The following is an 18843-nucleotide window of genomic DNA, read 5'->3' as shown; positions in this document are numbered from 1 at the left end:
CAATCCTTTTCATTAAAATAATTCAGTGTGCAATTCTACGTCAATATTTCCACTAGTTGCTTTAGAATAAGGACAAACGCCGTGAGCTTTTTCAACCAATAGTTTTGCTTCTTCCAATTCAACACCATTCATTGCAACGGAGAGGACCACTCCTAATTTGAAACCGCCATCTGTATCTTTTCCAATCGAAACTTCAGCTGACACTTTAGACTGGATAGACTTTTTCTCTTGTCTAGCGACTAGATTAAGAGCGCTATCGAAACAAGCGGCATATCCGGCAGCAAACAATTGCTCAGGATTTGTCGATCCTTCAGAACCGCTTCCTCCAAGTGCCTTTGGCATAGCCAATCCAATATCCAAAACTCCATCACTACTAGTTACTTTCCCTGTACGTCCACCTTGTGCTGTTGCTTTTGCTGTATATAATGCGTTCATGTATGAAACACTCCTTTTTTAGTTGTGCGCAATTTAATATCACAAGATCATCATACCTCTTTCATTTTATATAGTCAACAATTAAATAGTCAACAATTAAATTGTACACAATTTAATTTGATGTATGATATTTTCTTTTGTATGATGGATACATTAAGTATGGTTTAGAAGGGAATCAAAATATGAAGGATCCACTTTTATTAGAAAATCAAATTTGTTTTAAAATATATACAGCAGAACGGGAAATTACGAAATTGTATCGAGGCCTTCTAGAAGAAATAGGTGTTACGTATCCTCAATACTTGGCTTTACTTGTGTTGTGGGAAGAAAAGAGGGTAACCGTAAAGGAATTAGGAATGAAATTATTCCTGGATTCCGGAACATTGACTCCTATGCTCAAGCGAATGGAAGCGAATGGACTAATAGAACGCCGTCGATCTGCAGAAGATGAGCGTAGCGTCATCATCACCCTCACTCAAAAGGGTGAAGACTTTAAAGAAAAAGCAAACTGCGTTCCTACACGCTTACTGGAGCGATTGGATATGAAGCCTGATGAATTAGAGCAGTTGGACTCAATGTTAAGTACGATATTGGGGACGTTGCAGGGGAAGTAGAGAAAAGGTGGCTGTTGCCACCTTTGAATTAGTTTTGTTATAATTTGTAAAAAAGAGAGTGTTAGAGATTTTTTAAAATGTTATAATTTGTAAAACTGATTGAAACGTTCTTAATTTGGCTCGATTTTCGTCAATATTGGATCGATTTCACCTCAAATCGGCTTAATTCCTCGTCAAACCCGCTCGATATCTCTCTATATCGGCTCGATTCCAATCCAAATCCCCTCAAATCCCACCAAAGGAGCAGTTAAATGATCAAAAAACAACGCACTCCCCCTCTAAAGCTACTAAAACTACAAGCACTATTAAGGTATCTTCCTCCCAATCATCAGAAAAAGCCAGACGTAGAGTCTCAATTAGCGAAGTTTCAAGCAGGATTCCGAGGAGAGGAATCGATTGACTATCATTTGAATTTCCTTCCAGAAAAAGAGTATGTAATTCTTCATGATATCCGTCTTCAACACCGTAACTCCTTCTTCCAGATCGACTCTTTAATCCTACATTCAAGTTTTATCCTTATTTTAGAAGTGAAAAATATTGCTGGAGAAATCTTTGTGGATCCATATTTTAATCAGATGAAGAGAAGCATAAACGGGGAAATAGAGGTATTTCCTGATCCAATTCTGCAAGCGTATAAACAAAGTGTGGAGTTGGAAAAGTGGCTTCATCATAATCATTGTCCAACTGCTCCTATTGAATATCTGGTTGTTTTAGCAAACCATCATACTTTAATAACTAATTCTCCTCAAGACAATAAGGTACACCAAAGGCTTGTTAGGAGTACAGCACTACCATATCGAATCATGAGCTTCTCAACAAAACATCGAGGGCATCAGCTATCAAAAAAAGATCTAACAAAGATTGAAAAACGAGTAATGAACCATCATGTTTCTCTAAATAAAAATGTCCTGGAACATTTCGGTATCTCTCCATTCGAATTAAGTACAGGTGTATATTGTTTAAAGTGTGATACTTTATCAATGGAAAGAATAAGTGGTACATGGAAATGCAGGCTTTGCTCACAAGAAGAGAAAGAAGCCCATATCCTGGCATTAAAGGATTACGCACTTCTTCAAAACGCCTCTATATCAAATTGGGAAATGAGACAATACTTAAACCTGGATTCCAAATCAATAGCAAGTAAGCTCCTAAAACAAATGAATCTTCCATCCACTGGCTCCACCAGGAACAGGAAATATATCTTAACCTCCCTCACCGGACAACCTCTTTTTGACGACGAAAAGCTAAAACAGTCGTCTTCAGGGAAGCATAGTTACCAATCGCAGCGTACCCATAAAAGAATCCCATAAAAATACCCGTGGCAAGGTGTCCTTTATGACTAATAAAAATAGAGATGAGTAGGCCTATAATGACGGCTATATTTGGAACAAGGAAGGCAGGTGGCTTAAAGTAAATTTTGATGAGCTGAGTCAGAATAATAATAACTGGAATGGCAATGACGGCATCCCAGAAATTTGTGTGAATGGTTGGGAACTCCATATAGCATCCTCCGATAACAAGTGTAATTGGTATATTCTTTCCACAATTGAAGGTTTTTTATGAAATTCAAAAAGGATGATTCACATTGAACCATCCTCTTTCACTTATTTAAACTTTTTATTCCAAACATCTGCCTTCTCTAACGCCGCAACGTCATTCACAATCTCGAAAGGCTTCACCCCTGCACCAATCATGTAATCAGTAAACTCCATATTCACAAATTCAAAAATATATTGGAACTGCTGAACGAGAGGTAAGCCTTTAATCTTTGCGCTGCTGCCACCTGTAATGACGACATAGGCTTTTTTCTTCGTTAGTTCTTCTTTTAAATTGAAGCGCTCATCCCGTAAATATTGACTCCATCGATCAAAGAAGTTTTTCATAGGACCACTCATGCCGTACCAATATAGTGGAGTAGCAAAGAGTAAAACATCATGGTCCTGCATTAATTGAACGAGCTCTTCGTAATCATCCTCCACTGGTGAAAATCCTTCTTCCGTATGTCTCATATCAACAATCGGCTCAATATGTTGTTCAGCTAAGGATACAATCGTGTGATCCGTGCCTTCCACAATTTTATTGACAAGGTACTCAGAGTTCCCGTTTTTTCTTGTACTTCCTAATAGGGCTAATACTTTCATGTTATTTACACTCCTCTATCGTTATTGTATTTGAGAAGAAACGGTGTGTTTCCATTTTTTTCTTTTTGAATTCCAAAAAAACACGACAAGAAATACGCTAATGGGGTAAAGGGCAATCCACCCTAGAAAAGGGAAGAATCCAATAGTCAATACTAGTGAGATCATAGAAGATTTGCTTCCAACAGGGTGGTCTTTTAATAGCTTAACCCCAGCAGCTGCTCCTCCAATATAAGTAGCAAAATACGTTGCGTTTGGGAAAGGAAGAAGCGTCTCAAAGGAGAGCACCTTAGAAAAGACTCCTATTAATATTAACGCAAAAATAAGACCAATAAATAATAATCCACCCGTAGGAGTTTTATATTTTGAGTGTACAGCACCGAACCATTTTGGTGCTACCTTTTGATTCGACAAGGTATAGGCAATTCGTGAACCTGCACTCACATAAGCATTGGAGCTGGCAACTGAGATAAATAATGCTGTAACACTCACTCCAATGGCTCCGGCTTTGCCTAATGAAAGCTCCACCATGTTGCTTAGAGCTGTTTCAGCTAGTCCGTATTGATAACTTTGGGTCCCAACAACCATAACAGCTAAAAGAATATAAAGAATAGAGACGATTCCTGCACTCCATAGTACTCCTTTTAAAGCATCTTTGCCCGGGTCATTAAATTCTCCAGACATATGCGTCACACTCTCCCATCCAATAAAGCACCAGAAAAGAATGGCGATAGTCGGAATCGATGACCAAAGTCCATTTGGAGCAAAAGGAGTAAAGTTTTTTGTGTCAACGTGGGGGACGCTTGAAAATATAGCAAATAAAAGTACAAACAGTATGAGTGAAATGACTAAGGTTTGAATAAAGCCCATTGTCTTAACTCCAAAGAAATTAATCATTAGCACAATCCCTAATATTACTGCCGCACCGGTGACCATTTGACCGTGACTCCAGTTAAAAATCTGTCCTAAGTAAGAGCTTCCTGTTAAGGCAATAATCGGAACTCCTGTTGGTACTGAGAGTAAGAACATCCACCCGATCACGGTTCCAAAGGATTTACCAAATGCCTCCGAAACAAAATGGGAAACCCCTCCTGAACTGGGATGGAATGCAGATAACAGCCCCATAGTCAGAGCTAGTGGAATCGCAGCAAGAGAAATGATTGCCCAAGATACAATAGAAAGGGGGCCGCTCATATTTGCTGCCACTCCAGGTAAAAATAATACACCTGAACCAAGGACAGCTCCTATATATAAAGCAATGATTTGTGGTAATCGTAAAGATTTTTGTAGTTGACTCATGTGAAACCTCCAGCTTTTTTGTCCAAAGAGGAGTATATCATTGAATGTACCATTAAAGTTATCTATAATTATCGATACTAACTATCGGAAAAAGTGATGGAGGTTTAGGATGGATTTAAATTACTTTTATACCTTTAAAGAAGTGGCGAAATGGGGAAGTTACACGAGAACGGGTGAAGAATTAGGATATGCCCAATCAAGTGTTACCACGCAAATAAAGAAATTAGAAGAACATTATCATGTGAAGCTTTTCGAACGTGTCGGTCGCAAAATGAGACTTACTCAATCTGGGGAAGAGCTTTATCACTACGTAGAAAAAATTCTAGCTCTAGTAGATGAGGCAGAAGCACAAATATCGAAAGAAAGTAATTTACGAGGAACTCTTCGGGTAGGAACGGTTGAATCTCTGGCAGCCTATTTTATTACACCCTACATTAAACAATTAAAAGAAAAGCATCCGGAATTGAAAATTCTTCTTGAATCAGGGCTGTGTCCTAATTTGAAGGAGGGTACCTTAGATGGGAAGTTTGATCTGTCTATTTTACTCGACCGTTATGTTGAGCATCCGGAACTAACAACCATTCCAGTTCGAAAAGAGCAGCTGGTGATGATTGCTCCACCTAAGCACAGACTCCTTTCCCTTACAGAAATGAGTTTAAAGGAACTTGAAAACGAGACTCTTATTTTAACAGAAGAAGGCTGTTCGTACAGAGTTTTATTAGAACAATTACTTAAAGAAGATAATGTGCAAGCGAAGTCAGTGATTTCCTTTAGTAGTCTTGAGGCCATCAAACAATGTGTTGCCGACGATCTCGGAATAGCTATTTTACCTAAAATAGCCGTAAGAAAAGAGATTGAAAGTGGAAAAGTGATTCAACTGCCCTTCGATCATGAAAAAATCAATGTATTTACCCAAATTGTCTATCAAAAGAAAAAATGGTTAACACCACCACTCACACAGTTAATAAATCTATTAACTCATGAGTAATATCAATATTATTGATAGCACATATGGCAAAGTATCAATATCACATATTATTTAACTCGTGCTAAACTGAAGTCTCAAAATCTTAAATATGAGGTGCTAACATGAATACATTTTTACAATATAATCCTACCAAGCTTTACTTTGGAAAAGGTCAAATTGAGCAAGTTTCAACCATTTTAGAAAAAGGGTTAAAGGTTCTTGTCGTATATGGGGGAGGAAGCATTCAGCGAAATGGTGTTTACGATGACGTCATGAAAGAGCTTAAAAAAATAGAAGCAAACATATTCGAGCTGTCAGGTGTAGAACCGAATCCACGTTTAACCACGGTTCGTAAGGGAGTAGATATTTGTAAAACTGAAGGAATCGACTTCATTTTAGCTGTCGGTGGAGGAAGTGTAATTGATTGTACCAAAGCGATTTCTGCTGGGGCGAAATTTGATGGTGATGCATGGGAATTGATTACTGGGAAAGCACCAATTGAGTCTGCTCTGCCATTTGGTACGGTTTTAACATTAGCAGCGACTGGTTCTGAAATGAATTCAGTATCCGTTATCACCAATTGGGAAACAAAAGATAAGTTAGGATGGGGATCTCCACTCGTATTCCCGACCTTTTCAATTCTTGACCCTAGTTATACATTCTCTGTACCCCGTGATCAAACTGTATACGGAATTGTGGATAGCATGTCTCATGCCCTTGAGCACTATTTCCACCGTACTGAAAACACACCGATGATTGATGGATTTATTGAATCTTTACTTAGAACAGCTATTGCCACTGGCCCTAAACTGCTCGAAGACTTAGAATCCTTCGAGCATAGAGAAACGATGATGTATATAAGCACAACTGCCTTTAATGGAACACTAATGAACGGAACAGACGGTGGAGATTGGGCAACTCATCGAATCGAACATGCCATCTCAGCTGTATACGACATTCCACACGGTGGAGGCTTAGCGATTCTTTTCCCAAACTGGCTAGAGCATGTTCTTCTAGAAGACCCATCTCGCGTGAAAAAATTAGCCGTCAATGTATTCGGCATTTCACCTGAAGGAAAAGACGATACTGAAGTCGCGAAAGAAGGGGCCAAAGCTCTACGTGACTTCTGGAACTCATTAGGAGCACCAAGTACACTGCGTGATTATGACATCGACGATCAAGAATTTGCTGCCATTGTAGAGAAGACGTTTATTAAGCCAGGTGTAGGAACGTATAAAGAAATGGATCATGAAAGCGTTCGTGATATTTTGAAACGGTCGCTGTAGCTTGTTTTAAAAAAGACGAATCCTTGGAAGGGTTCGTCTTTTTTCTTATTTCACGGTTAATATTTTAGAAGGTGGTGTTGGTGTTGTCGAAAAATCTTTGACTCGCAAATATATTTGAAATTTCGCTTGATATATTTCATATTTCGCAAATATTTTAATGATTTCGCACGATAAAATGAAAATATCGCAAATATAATTTCTACTGAACAAAATTCTAAAGGATTTATCCTTCTATTTAGTTGGATTTCCATTTTGTATGGTGAATCAATCCTTTTTCTTTCAAAATCGATCCAGTAACTACAAGAATCAATCGAAATCAGCGACTTATGGATCCGACTTCCAAAATAGCCAGAAAAAGGACGGGTCCCTCGATAAGGATTAGTCCTTTATCTTATTCACAGCTGAATTTCTCTACAATGTAGCAAGAATCTCCTTATTTTAGTTAGAAAAGATAGCTAATCCTAAATGGAGTTCTTTTTTTAAAGGCGAATCGATTAAAAATACCCACAAAAAAGACAAACCCACCTATCAGGTTCGCCTTCTCTCTACCTTATCGTCTACGAAATCCTTCTTCTCTCAAATACAAGGCAGCTTCATCGTACCCGCCAAAGCTATCTTCTAGATTCTCACCAGCGTAAATATTCCAACGGTCATCTTCTTCTAGCAGGGTAAGGGTATGACCTTCTAAGTCTTCCCAGTTTTGCTCTACAGGAGGAACAATTTCTTCTTCCGCAGCTAAATGATCAATGGAAGCACGGATGATGTCGCGAAGCTCTTCTTCATTAAAATCACGAATGTTCACCAGTCCTTTTTGATTTCCTTTATACTGGGGCATGTTTCCTGTGTACACAAATCCATTCCCATTTGGATGAAGGTGATAAACAACGATGGTTTTATCATAAAGGCTTTCCTCGTAATGAAAATTGACACGATTTAACGATACATTTTTTCTTGAAAGCTCTTCAAACGACTCGATAATTTTTAATTTTTCTTCAAATGTTAACACGGTTATTCCTCATTTCACTTTTACGATTTTTCCATTATAACATAGTCACCTATTTTCTCAGGCAAGTTAAAGGTATAATAGAACCAAAGAGGTGACTCCATTGAAAGATTTCACATCCTTAGGAATTCAACCTAAGTACGTTCATGCATTAAAAGAGCAATCCATTACAGAACCAACGCCGATTCAGGTGGAGACGATTCCTGCTTTATTACAAGGTCAGGACGTTATTGGACAAGCACAAACAGGTACAGGGAAAACAATGGCTTTCTTACTACCGCTGCTTGATAAAATTAATACGGAAAAAGATCATATTCAGTCACTCATAGTGACTCCAACAAGAGAGCTTGCGATTCAAGTAACCGCAGAGTTAAATCAATTGTTAGCTTCTACAGAAGATGACATCAATGTACTAGCTGTTTACGGTGGTCAAGATGTTGAGAAGCAAATTAATCGATTGAAAAATAAAGCCATTCATATTGTGATTGGGACGCCAGGTCGAATACTTGACCATGTACGTCGAAAAACAATTGATTTTTCCCATGTTTCTTTCCTAGTTTTAGATGAAGCGGATCAAATGCTTCATATAGGTTTTTTTGATGAAGTGGAATTGATTATTCGAGAGACTCCATTTACACGTCAAACAGCCTTATTTTCTGCAACCATTTCAAAGGACATTCGTAAAATCGGTAAAAGATATATGCGCAGTCCACACAATGTTCAGATTCGCGAAAAAGAAAAAATCGTCGAAGAGATTCAACAGGAAGTCGTGGAAACCACGGATCGTCAGAAGCTGGATGCTTTAAGTCAAACGATTCAAGAAGTACAACCCTTTTTAGGAATTATCTTTTGCCGTACGAAAAGAAGGGTCAGTAAGCTACATGCTGATTTAAAGGCGAGAGGTTTCCTTGTTGATGAACTTCATGGGGATTTATCACAAGCAAAACGAGAAGGGGTTATGAAGAAATTTAGAGAAGCTAAGCTTCAGCTCCTCATTGCTACAGATGTTGCAGCCCGCGGGCTTGATGTTGAAGGGGTTACTCACGTCTTTAACTACGATATTCCTCAAGATGTTGAGAGCTATATCCATCGTATCGGACGAACTGGCCGTGCCGGGAAAGATGGTCTTGCCATTACGTTTGTAGCGTTAAAGGATCGTCAAGCTATTGAGGACATTGAGAAAGGTATCGGAAACAAACTTCCACGTCGAGAAGTGGAAGTGATTCCATCTAAAGAAGCTTCACATTCTCGTCATGATACAAAGGATAATCCTAAAGATAGACGGGAGAAGAACATTCAAGCCAATAAAGACCGTAAAGCAAGATCGCCTAGAAGCTCTTCATCGAGAGGTAAAAGCTCTAATGAAGGTCGATCTCGAAATGGAGAATCAGCTTCTAGAGGAAGACGATCACGCTCTGGTGATTCTAGTTCTAGAAGAAATGGTTCTGGCAGAAGCTCTTCAAGCAGAAGAGGTCGTTGATAGGAAAAAGCATGGAGAGGAAAAGTTATGTAGTTCAGTGAGAAACATACGAAGTGAAATACTAATGAGCAGACCAGATCGCATATGATTTGGTCTCATATTTTTTCTTTAAATATCAATGATTATTGGATATTAACACTTGAATTAACATACATACGCAACCCAAATACCGTAAGCTGTTGTCAACGTGCTAATTAAGATGTTAATTGATAAGCTATTTGCTATGTTGATTTTTTATAAGACAAGTAGGTATCGTAATTTTATTTTTAAATATAGGTAGAGTTTGTGTACGGCTATTCTTTACTAAAGGAGCAGGAAAAGTGAATATTTTAGGAGGGGGGATGGATAATGTATGAGGCAATTACAGCGATAGTTATAGGGGTTATATTAACAATCACAATGCTGATAGTAGGGTTCAAATTAAATAAAAAGTGGTTAAAAATACTGTCCATATTCCCCCTCATAATTTCTCTACTCCCTTTGTTAATGTTGTTTCTCATTTTTGGCGACTGTTGTTAAAGCAACGGGAGTGTTAGTTTAACAAGAAAATATAAAAAATAAAACGCTTGGACATTAAAAGTTCAAGCGTTTTTGTATGCTATTTGTACTGTTATTTACAGAGCTAAACATAATGTGTTTTAGTATGCGATTTTACCTGTTATTTTAGGCTTTCTCCATATTATCAGAACTTCTTAAGGAAAAATCTCCAGCTTTTTTTATATTAAAATTATCTGAATATTACCAAAACATTCTTGAAATCTACTAAATTTTACTATATAAAGGAGGTAACACATATACCTAAGCTCTTTTCGTAAACTTTGTTGTTTTTAGCAAAAAGAATTAAAAGGAGATGAATGAGTCATATGCATGTGCCTTTGGTATTGACAGATTTTCTAGATCGAGCAGTGGAACTGTATGGAGAAAAGATTGCAGTCATTGATGATGTGAAGCGTTTGACGTATAAACAACTAAATGGAAGAGTGAATCAATTATCACGAGGGCTAAGGGATTTCGGTGTCGTAAAAGGAGATAAGGTTGCGTATCTTGCACCCAATACAACGGAAATGTTGGAAGGCTTCTATGGAGTGTATCAATTAGGGGGAATTATGACACCTCTTAACACCCGTTTGAAACCGGCAGATTATCAATTTATTCTAACCCACAGTGAAAGCAAAGTCCTTTTTGTAGATGAAGAACTATACCCATTAGTCCAACCTATCTTAAACAATGTTCCTCAGTTGGAGCATGTGGTGATTCATGGTGAAGAGAGGGACGGACATCTAAACTACGAGGAGTGGAGAGGTGCGTATAGTAAAGAAGCATTTGAAAGAGAAACCTTAGAAGAGACAGACATCGCTTCGTTATTATACACAAGTGGAACCACTGGGGATCCAAAGGGGGTCCTTCTGACTCATCGCTCGAATTATTTGCATGCTCTTTCAAGTATGCATCATTTGCGCGTGTCGGATCAGGATACTTTGCTTCATGTTCTTCCTATGTTTCATGTGAATGGCTGGGGATCGCCTTTCTACTATACGGCCAACGGTGCCACACAAGTGATGCTTCGAAAGGTTGACCCTAAAGTGATTCTTGAAAAAGTAGAGAAGCATGGGGTATCGGTTATGCATATGGCACCAACGGTTCTGAATATGCTTCTTGAACAATATCAGCTCCATAAGCCAACCATTGAGCAAAACGTGAGAGTGGTCATTGCAGGGTCTGCTCCTCCACCAGCATTTGTGAGGAAGGTTGAAGAGGATTTAGGCTGGGAGTTTATTCAGGTTTATGGAATGACTGAGATTTCTCCTCTTATTACAACGTCTGCAATAAGGTCTTCAGAGCTTAATCGACCAAAGGAAGAGAAATATCGACTCAAATCTAAAGCAGGCTATAGCATGATAGGGAGCAAGGTCAAAGTAGTAGATGAGTTGGGAGAAAAGGTTCCAGCCAACGGGAAAGCAATTGGAGAAATTGTCACTAGAACCAACACCATTATGGAGGGGTATTTTAAAAATCCAGACGCAACGAAGCAAACAATTCGAAATGGATGGCTACATACAGGAGATATGGCGGTTGTAGATGAAGATGGATATATTGAAATTGTCGATCGAATGAAGGATGTCATTATTAGCGGTGGCGAAAATATTTCTTCTATTGAAGTGGAGGGTACCCTTTATGAGCATCCCAGTGTATTAGAAGCAGCAGTCATTGCGGTTCCCCATGAAAAGTGGGGGGAAGTTCCTCATGCAGTTGTGGTGATAAGAGAAGGACATTCCTTGACCGAGGAACAGTTAATCCATTTCAGTAAAGAGAAACTGGCTAATTTTAAAGTTCCAAAAGGAATCACTTTTACTAAGGAACTACCGAAAACAGCATCAGGAAAAATTCAAAAGGTAGTGATTCGAAAAGATTTTTGGAAAGATCAGGATCGAATGGTACACTAATTTTTGATACAAAAACCTTAAAGAGAGGGCATTCACTTGAGAATGCCCTTTTTTCGAGTTCATTCAAACTGAAACTTTTCTAGTACCAATTCGTAATAAATAAAGAGGGGGGAACAAACATGAAGAAAATCATTATATTATTGCTAACCATCCCTTTGCTTTTATTAGGGTGTAGTAGTGGAACTCAAAGTACTTTAGTAGACTTTGATCACGCTCAGTTAAAGAAACAGATAGAAGTTCAGGGATTTCAACCAAAACTACCTGCAAAAATGCCATTTGAAGGAGCAAAGGCAGAATTTAGCCCACCTCCCAATCAACAGGATGTGCTTATTTTTGACTTTTTTAGTCATGGTGAAGAAAATAAAAATCATTTAGGTTTTATGATCGTGAATGGTAAAAATAGTTCATCTGATATGGAATTTGAAGATGTAAGCATTGGAGACATAAAAGGGAAATATGCAGTGAATAACGGGGATGCACAAATTCTCAGGTGGAAAGATGGGGATATTGAATACTCTTTAACCTATTATGGAAAACAGTCTGACAAGGAAGTTTCAAAAGGAGAGTTAATAGAAACAGCAAAATCATTTGAGTAAAAAAGCTTGGGGCTACCCAAGCTTTTTTTGGTAATAAGAAATAAGGTCTGGGTTTTTGCTTGTTTTACACTCCCATCATGCCTTCTTGTATCACTTTTGCATATGATAAAAAAAGGAAGTTTTATATGTGTGGTATCAGGGAAAACCAACTGAAAGAGAAATCAAATGGAGGGCATATAGATGAGTTTGAATTCCCCGTTAACTCCTAATAATAAATCGTATTGTAGGACTGAGTATGGAAAATTAAAAAAGGTAATAGTCGTATCTCCTGAGAATATGAGCATTAATGAAGTAATAAATGAAACTCAAAAGCATTATTTAAAAGACAATATAGATATTGATGTAGCTGTAAAGCAACATCAAGAATTCGTAGAAACCCTTGAAGAGAATGGAACTGAAGTCATTCGTCTTGAACCGAATGAAGAATTGAATGAACAGGTTTTCACCCGTGATATAGGGTTTAGTATACATGGTCACTTTATGGTCTCTTCCATGAGTACAGAGGTAAGGCGTGGAGAAGAAGAGGTGTTGGTTAATTGGTTGACATCTAATGAAGTGCCATACACCAGACTTCTTCATTCCATTGAGGGTGGAGACGTATTAGTAGATGAACAGAATATTTGGGTTGGTGAGAGTGGGCGTACGAGTGAGTTAGCCATTCAATCATTAAGAAAGCAGCTTCCCGAATACACTGTGCATGCTCTGCCTTTAAAAGAAGGGATTCTTCATTTAGATTGTGTATTTACAATCATCTCATCAGAATGGGCACTTGTATATCCACCGGCTTTTTCTAAAAGAGATCTTGAATTGATTAAGAAACATTACAATGTCATCACTGTGTCGGATCAGGAGCAATTTCAAATGGGACCGAATGTTTTAGCCATTGGGGATCAACAAATTATCAGTTTACCTCAAAACAAAGAGTTAAATGATCGTATACGAGAAAAAGGCTTTGACGTCATAGAAATTGATCTTTCTGAGATTATTAAATCTGGCGGATCCTTCCGTTGTTGTACTTTACCGGTTATAAGGGACTAATAAAGTAAGTTAAATAGATCAGTATTTGAAAAACAGGTGCTAATATACCTGTTTTTTCTCTGTTTACACAACTTTTACACTTTTGTAGTCGTTTTGAAAATAGAACTTCATAATTCCCCTTTATTATAAAAAATGTACCACACATCACATGCAGCACAAATCATAGGAGGTAGGGAAAATGAAGAAATCAATGAAGAAAATCCTTCCACTAGCAGTTGTTTCGACTCTAGCACTTGGAAGTGTAATAGGAATGAACCAGGAGAATACAGAAGCTCAAGCACAGGAGTCTAAAAATGGCAAACCTAAAAATGTAATTTTTATGATTGGTGATGGAATGGGCGTTCCTTATACAACAGCTCTTCGTTATATGAATGATAATCCTGAGACAGTGGAAATGGAGCCAACAGCTTTTGATCCTCATTTAGTTGGATTACAAACCACCTACTCTGAAGATGAAAAAGAGAATGTAACAGACTCGGCAGCGGCAGCAACGGCTATGAGTGCCGGGGTTAAAACATACAATGGTGCCATTGCAGTAGACAATGATAAAACAGATGTTAAAACAGTTTTAGAACAGGCTAAAGAGAATGAGATGTCAACGGGACTTGTATCTACATCTCAAATTACACACGCTACGCCAGCATCTTATGGAGCACATGAAGAACAACGTAAAAGTGAGAATGCGATTGCTGATGATTACTACAATGATTTAATTAATGGTGAACATAAAGTGGATGTAATGTTAGGCGGAGGTACTTCTTTCTTTGAGAGAGAGGACGAAAATCTAGCAGAGAAGTTCCAAAAAGATGGTTATAGCTATGTGAAAACTACGGAAGAATTAAAAAATGACGACAATAAACAGGTTCTAGGGCTATTTGCTGAAGAAGGAATGGACAAGATGATTGACCGTGACAACAAACAGCCTACTCTTGCAGATATGACAACTTCTGCATTAGATCGCCTTAAAGGTGATAAAGATGGTTTCTTCTTAATGGTAGAAGGAAGTGAAATTGACTGGGCAGGTCATGATAATGACGTCGTTGGAGCAATGAGTGAAATGCAGGATTTTGAAAATGCATTTAAAGAAGTAGAAAAATTTGCGAAAGAAAATGGAGAAACATTAGTGATCGTAACAGCTGACCATTCAACAGGTGGTTTCACCATTGGAGCAGATGGAGATTATAACTGGCACCCAGAACCGATTAAAGCGGCAAAACGTACACCAGATTTCATGGCGAAGGAAATTGTAAATGGTGCTTCTGTTGAAGAAACACTTTCTCAATATATTGATTTAGAGTTAACACAGGAAGAAATTGATTCTGTAAAAGAAGCAGCAGCTAAAGGTGATGAAGTAGCCATCGACGATAGCATTGAAGAAATCTTTAATAAACGTTCAGGTACAGGCTGGACAACTGGTGGACATACTGGTGATGACGTACCGGTTTATGCCTTTGGTCCACAGAAAGAAAAATTCTCTGGTCTGGTAGACAATACAGATCAAGCTAAATTAATCTTTGAACTTTTACAAAATAAAGGTCAAATTAAAGAAAATAAATAAGTAATTGGAAAAGACCATGTTAGCCTTGAGGGCTAGTATGGTCTTTTTTAAAATTTACGCTTCCTCTAAATCCGCAATGCTCACTTCTGATCTTTCTTCTAAAGGACCTCTAAGATGAACAACTGCCGTTTGACCATCTTCCATCAGTTGATCGATCCAGACAGATGTATCTTTGTATTTAACATCAATATCCGCTGAAGAAGAAAGAATTTGTTTCACTCGATTACTATCCATAAGTTGAATCCTCCTGTTTATCATTCTTCCATAGTGTAGTATGCCCAGATTCTCCGTAATGATGAGGGTATATTTTCTCGATTAATCTGAGATTCTATAAACGAAAGGGTGATGAAAATGGATAATGAGAAAGAGAAAACCTCAACAACTCAAGCGAATATGGAGCTAAACGATCGCTTTTATGGTAAGAAAAAACCAAAGACCGATCCAGCCCCACCTACTTATTTGCAAAATAGTACACCTGCAATAAAAATTACCGGAAACGAAGAATAATAATGGCCTGATTTTTCGAAAAAAAGTCAACGGAAAATTAGGCTTCTCTCTTATTTCGTTTTATTTCGCTGATCTTTATTATGTTTGTTTCCTTTGCTATTGTCTCCCCTCGTAAGTTCTGAAGCGAACTCCGTCGTTCCTCGTTTTGGTGAATTTTGATTTTCACTGCCTTTATTGAATTTTTTCGTCATATGAATTCCTCCTTCTATTTTCATATTCGTAGCATTTGAAGAAGTAGTTGATGTTATGCATCCTTCACAGAAGCCAGCACTGTATCTTTTTACCTAAATTCAAGCATTTTAATGCGAATCCTCTTGCTCTAAACGATAATAGAAATATGGAAATACTTTGGAGGGAATTTTAGGGGAGGTAAAAGGATTGAACGAAAAATTTTTCAAGCCGGCTAATGAAGAAGTTACCCCAGGAGAATGGTTTACAGGTGAAGTAGAGGGAGATGTTACTCCAAATAGTTATCCCATCTTATTTGTTCATGGAATCAATACGTCTTCAAAAACATGGTTATTAGATAATAATATGGATGACAAGGCGAATGAACATGGTTTTGAAACTGCCTTTATTGAACTGTACCCAGATGAAGACATGTGGAAGAATGGTCTGCTGCTAGCTGAAAAACTGAAAGAAATCTATGATTATTTTCAAGAGAAAATCGTTATTGTTGCTCATAGTAAGGGTGGAGTAGATATTCAAGCAGCTTTAGTTCATTTCGGAGCTACCCCATACGTTTTAAGGGTCATTACTCTTTCAACGCCACATAATGGGTCAGAGTTAGCGGACCTTGCATTTAGCAAATGGGCCAGCTGGTTATCAGAGGGGTTGAATATTAAAAGCAATGCCGTTTCTTCACTGCAAACAGGGTACATGAAAGCATTTCGGCAGTTAACAGATGAACATAAAGATGCCAAAGAAGTACCCTTTTACACCTTTGGAGGAACGGAGTGGGGTGCTATGAATTCTGAATTGTTTTGGGGGGGACTTTATTTAAGCCGGTTTGGGCAAAGCGACGGAGCAGTTACTGTTCGAAGCTCACGCCTGCTCTATGGAAATGAAGTGATGGTAGGGGATTGGTCCCATAAAACCATTAAGGAAGGGACAACGGTCTTTTCCTATATAAAGGATTTAGTTATGGAAGAAGTGAAAGAAACAGCTTCTGCTTATACTGAATCTTTACTTCAAGAGTCAGAAACCTCGGTTCTACATCGAGGTGGCAGTTATTTAGGAAAAGGGGTAGAGAGGTTTCCAGTGGATGAGAGAGTTAAGGAGCTTTCCATTGATTGGATCAGTAATCGGAACGATACAGCTCTTACACTAAAAAGTCCCCATCATACCATTTACAAGAGTTTTATTACCACAAAGGATGCTACGGGCTTCTTTCCTAATGCCTATCATCATTCCATACTTATTTCCGACCCGCCTGAGGGGGAGTGGTCTCTTCATTTCGAAAACTCGGGCAACGAAAATTATTTGTTGACGATTCTTTTTAAACAAGACATTTCAAATGAACTTGTTTCTTTATGGAAAGGTGAGGTTGTGTCTGCAGCTTTCTCGTCTAAGAAAACATACAGTAAAAAAATCACCATAATTTCATCCCTGCCTTCCGGGGAACAAAAAATAATTGAAGCGGCAGAAATTCCTTCTCAATTAAATGAAGGAATCCATAACATCACCATAGACATTTCTGGAACAACAAAGGATGGAAACAAATTTGAAAGAACCCAGGTTAAAAGCATTTATGTTGATGGAAATGGAGATATGTTCTAAAAGGGTCTTTTCTTAAAGTTTGTATGGTCAAAGATTGTTTCTATTTAAGATGAAAGTAGTAGTAGTTGATTGAGCGAGAATCATTTTTCTAAGCATGAGGTTCTTAATATAGACTAATATAAATTCCAGACTATCTGTGTTTTTACAAAAATAAAAAGAAAATGGAGGTCCGTCCCTCCATTTTCTTTTAAAGTTGGTTTAGGAATTCTGTTACTTGTTCGGGTGATTTGGCGTTTGCACTGTGCAGGTGTGCAATTTTTTCGCTGTTTTTGTAGACGAGTAGGCTTGGAATACCCATTACGTCGTATTTTTCAGCGATTTCAGGAATTTCATCTTTATTGATATCGTACCATTTATATTGATTGTATTCGTCCATAATTTCATCAATGAACATATCCATTCGACGGCAATCTGGACACCAGTCAGCATGGAACTTCACAACAACTGGTTCTGATGAAGCAATTACTTCTTCAAAGGTTTCTTTGTTTTTAATTGATTGCATGTTGTTAACCTCCCTTTGTATCTATTTTAAACAATACAGATCGTATTTGTAAAAAAAATGTTCTTATCATTTCTCGTATATACTAAGGAAATGATACGATAACCATACATTCTAAATAGAAATAGGTGAAATCATGGAACCCATTAAAGTAGGATTAGTTGGATATGGATTTTCCGGACAAAGCTTTCATCGTCCGTTACTTACTCATTTAGAGGAGTTTGATATTGATTGTGTACTTTCCTCCAATGCAGAAAAAGTCCGATCTGATCTTAAAGAAGTAAAAGTAGTTTCTACATTAGATGAGCTTCTTAGTCAGGAAGTTGAGTTAGTGGTAATTACTACTCCGAATCATCTTCACTATAAAATGATAAAACAGGCACTCTTAGCAGATAAACATGTTGTAGTAGAGAAGCCATTCGTCACAAAAAGTGAGGAAGGAGAAGAGCTGCTTAATTTAGCAAAGGAACGGGGACTACTTCTATCTGTGTTTCATAATAGACGATGGGACGCGGACTTTTTAACCATTCAAAAACTCCTTAAAGATGAGAAATTAGGTAAACTATTTACATACGAAGCTCATTTTGACCGTTTTCGCCCAACCATAAAAGATAGATGGAAGGAAAACAAAATAGAAGGAGCCGGTGTGTTATATGATTTAGGCTCCCACCTCATCGATCAGGCATTAAGTCTGTTTGGAAAGCCTCAATGGGTACAGGCAGATGTGTTCCCGCAAAGAGATTCTGAGAAAGCAGAAGATTATTTTCATATTACATTCGGTTACGAGTTTTTAAGAGTTCAATTATATTCACGCTCCATCGTTCTTGCACCTGGTCCGCGTTATCAGCTTCATGGACTAAGTGGAAGCTATGTAAAACATGGAATGGATCGGCAGGAAGAAGATCTTAAAGCAGGTAAGAATCCCTTTTCCAAAAACTGGGGCATAGAGGAAAGGGATCAATGGGGTACTCTGTCTTCCCTCTCAGGTGAAGAGATTACGTCTGAAAAAATCCCTTCTGAAAAGGGAGATTATACACAATATTATAAAGGGATATATCGAGCATTGAAGCATAAAGAAGCTCTCCCGGTTGAACCTCAAGAAGCGTTAGAAGTCATTAAATTAATTGAAGCTTGTCAAAAAAGCAGCGAACAAAAGAAAGCGGTATTTCTAGATTAATTAGAAGAGTCTAGGCATATAAG

Annotated in this window: 20 protein-coding genes; 12 read left to right on the top strand and 8 right to left on the bottom strand. The window is 38.0% G+C overall.

Annotated elements, in window-relative coordinates; translation table 11 throughout:
* Positions 1-12: 12 nt before the first annotated feature.
* On the bottom strand, positions 13-435 hold the full coding sequence (locus IQI_RS12265) for an organic hydroperoxide resistance protein (RefSeq protein ID WP_064092937.1): 423 nt from the start codon (positions 433-435) through the stop codon (positions 13-15).
* A gap of 182 nt (positions 436-617) precedes the next feature.
* On the opposite strand from IQI_RS12265, the gene IQI_RS12260 reads away from it, so the two are divergent.
* Both IQI_RS12260 and IQI_RS12255 read left to right on the top strand, forming a co-directional pair.
* Positions 618-1049 carry a MarR family winged helix-turn-helix transcriptional regulator gene (locus tag IQI_RS12260; RefSeq protein WP_064092936.1) on the top strand — a complete coding sequence of 144 codons (432 nt, stop codon included), beginning with the start codon at positions 618-620 and terminating at the stop codon, positions 1047-1049.
* A 251-nt stretch (positions 1050-1300) separates the two neighbouring features.
* Positions 1301-2359, top strand: coding sequence for a nuclease-related domain-containing protein (locus IQI_RS12255; RefSeq protein WP_064092935.1), 1059 nt, complete (start codon positions 1301-1303; stop codon positions 2357-2359).
* Here IQI_RS12255 and IQI_RS21050 read toward each other — a convergent pair.
* From IQI_RS21050 to IQI_RS12245, 3 genes are all read right to left on the bottom strand, one after another.
* Positions 2262-2549, bottom strand: a complete 288-nt coding sequence (locus IQI_RS21050) for a hypothetical protein (RefSeq protein ID WP_082892688.1) — start codon at positions 2547-2549, stop codon at positions 2262-2264. The genes IQI_RS12255 and IQI_RS21050 overlap by 98 nt on opposite strands.
* A 104-nt stretch (positions 2550-2653) precedes the next feature.
* A complete protein-coding gene (locus IQI_RS12250) occupies positions 2654-3190 on the bottom strand; it encodes a flavodoxin family protein (protein ID WP_064092934.1) in 537 nt (178 codons plus the stop codon).
* A 21-nt stretch (positions 3191-3211) separates the two neighbouring features.
* The gene (locus tag IQI_RS12245; RefSeq protein ID WP_064092933.1) at positions 3212-4486 is read right to left on the bottom strand and encodes an APC family permease; all 1275 of its coding nucleotides are present in this window, start codon (positions 4484-4486) and stop codon (positions 3212-3214) included.
* Positions 4487-4595: 109 nt separating this feature from the next.
* Between IQI_RS12245 and IQI_RS12240 the strand changes: the two genes are divergently transcribed.
* Complete coding sequence (locus IQI_RS12240) at positions 4596-5474, top strand: LysR family transcriptional regulator (protein WP_064092932.1); 879 nt, start codon at positions 4596-4598, stop codon at positions 5472-5474.
* 101 nt (positions 5475-5575) lie between these two features.
* Complete coding sequence (locus IQI_RS12235) at positions 5576-6739, top strand: iron-containing alcohol dehydrogenase (protein WP_064092931.1); 1164 nt, start codon at positions 5576-5578, stop codon at positions 6737-6739.
* Between the two features lie 550 nt (positions 6740-7289).
* Here the strand turns inward: IQI_RS12235 and IQI_RS12230 are convergent.
* The gene (locus IQI_RS12230; protein ID WP_064092930.1) at positions 7290-7745 is read right to left on the bottom strand and encodes a hypothetical protein; all 456 of its coding nucleotides are present in this window, start codon (positions 7743-7745) and stop codon (positions 7290-7292) included.
* Positions 7746-7836: 91 nt separating this feature from the next.
* Between IQI_RS12230 and IQI_RS12225 the strand changes: the two genes are divergently transcribed.
* From IQI_RS12225 to IQI_RS12205, 5 genes are all read left to right on the top strand, one after another.
* Positions 7837-9222, top strand: coding sequence for a DEAD/DEAH box helicase (locus IQI_RS12225; protein WP_156509892.1), 1386 nt, complete (start codon positions 7837-7839; stop codon positions 9220-9222).
* Positions 9223-10085: 863 nt separating this feature from the next.
* Positions 10086-11666 carry a long-chain-fatty-acid--CoA ligase gene (locus IQI_RS12220; protein ID WP_064092928.1) on the top strand — a complete coding sequence of 527 codons (1581 nt, stop codon included), beginning with the start codon at positions 10086-10088 and terminating at the stop codon, positions 11664-11666.
* Between the two features lie 119 nt (positions 11667-11785).
* Positions 11786-12262 carry a hypothetical protein gene (locus tag IQI_RS12215; RefSeq protein ID WP_064092927.1) on the top strand — a complete coding sequence of 159 codons (477 nt, stop codon included), beginning with the start codon at positions 11786-11788 and terminating at the stop codon, positions 12260-12262.
* 180 nt (positions 12263-12442) lie between these two features.
* Positions 12443-13300 carry a dimethylarginine dimethylaminohydrolase family protein gene (locus IQI_RS12210; protein WP_064092926.1) on the top strand — a complete coding sequence of 286 codons (858 nt, stop codon included), beginning with the start codon at positions 12443-12445 and terminating at the stop codon, positions 13298-13300.
* Between the two features lie 178 nt (positions 13301-13478).
* Positions 13479-14858 carry an alkaline phosphatase gene (locus IQI_RS12205; RefSeq protein WP_064092925.1) on the top strand — a complete coding sequence of 460 codons (1380 nt, stop codon included), beginning with the start codon at positions 13479-13481 and terminating at the stop codon, positions 14856-14858.
* Positions 14859-14912: 54 nt separating this feature from the next.
* Here IQI_RS12205 and IQI_RS12200 read toward each other — a convergent pair whose 3' ends face one another.
* On the bottom strand, positions 14913-15092 hold the full coding sequence (locus IQI_RS12200; RefSeq protein ID WP_064092924.1) for an H-type small acid-soluble spore protein: 180 nt from the start codon (positions 15090-15092) through the stop codon (positions 14913-14915).
* A 117-nt stretch (positions 15093-15209) separates the two neighbouring features.
* Between IQI_RS12200 and IQI_RS20635 the strand changes: the two genes are divergently transcribed.
* A complete protein-coding gene (locus tag IQI_RS20635) occupies positions 15210-15365 on the top strand; it encodes a hypothetical protein (RefSeq protein WP_156509891.1) in 156 nt (51 codons plus the stop codon).
* 50 nt (positions 15366-15415) lie between these two features.
* On the opposite strand, the gene IQI_RS20880 is transcribed toward IQI_RS20635, so the two are convergent.
* Entirely contained in the window at positions 15416-15556 is a 141-nt protein-coding gene (locus tag IQI_RS20880; RefSeq protein ID WP_197489748.1) for a hypothetical protein, read from the bottom strand.
* A 187-nt stretch (positions 15557-15743) separates the two neighbouring features.
* On the opposite strand from IQI_RS20880, the gene IQI_RS12195 reads away from it, so the two are divergent.
* A complete protein-coding gene (locus IQI_RS12195) occupies positions 15744-17144 on the top strand; it encodes an esterase/lipase family protein (RefSeq protein WP_064092923.1) in 1401 nt (466 codons plus the stop codon).
* 187 nt (positions 17145-17331) lie between these two features.
* Here the strand turns inward: IQI_RS12195 and IQI_RS12190 are convergent, their stop codons facing one another.
* Positions 17332-17646, bottom strand: coding sequence for a thioredoxin family protein (locus IQI_RS12190; protein WP_064092922.1), 315 nt, complete (start codon positions 17644-17646; stop codon positions 17332-17334).
* Positions 17647-17779: 133 nt separating this feature from the next.
* Between IQI_RS12190 and IQI_RS12185 the strand changes: the two genes are divergently transcribed.
* Positions 17780-18820 carry an oxidoreductase gene (locus IQI_RS12185; protein ID WP_064092921.1) on the top strand — a complete coding sequence of 347 codons (1041 nt, stop codon included), beginning with the start codon at positions 17780-17782 and terminating at the stop codon, positions 18818-18820.
* Positions 18821-18843 lie beyond the last annotated feature (23 nt).

Origin of the sequence: Rossellomorea aquimaris TF-12, assembly GCF_001648555.1 — a bacterium.
GTDB classification, from domain to species: domain Bacteria; phylum Bacillota; class Bacilli; order Bacillales; family Bacillaceae_B; genus Rossellomorea; species Rossellomorea aquimaris.
This window is presented reverse-complemented; position numbering and strand designations above follow the sequence as displayed.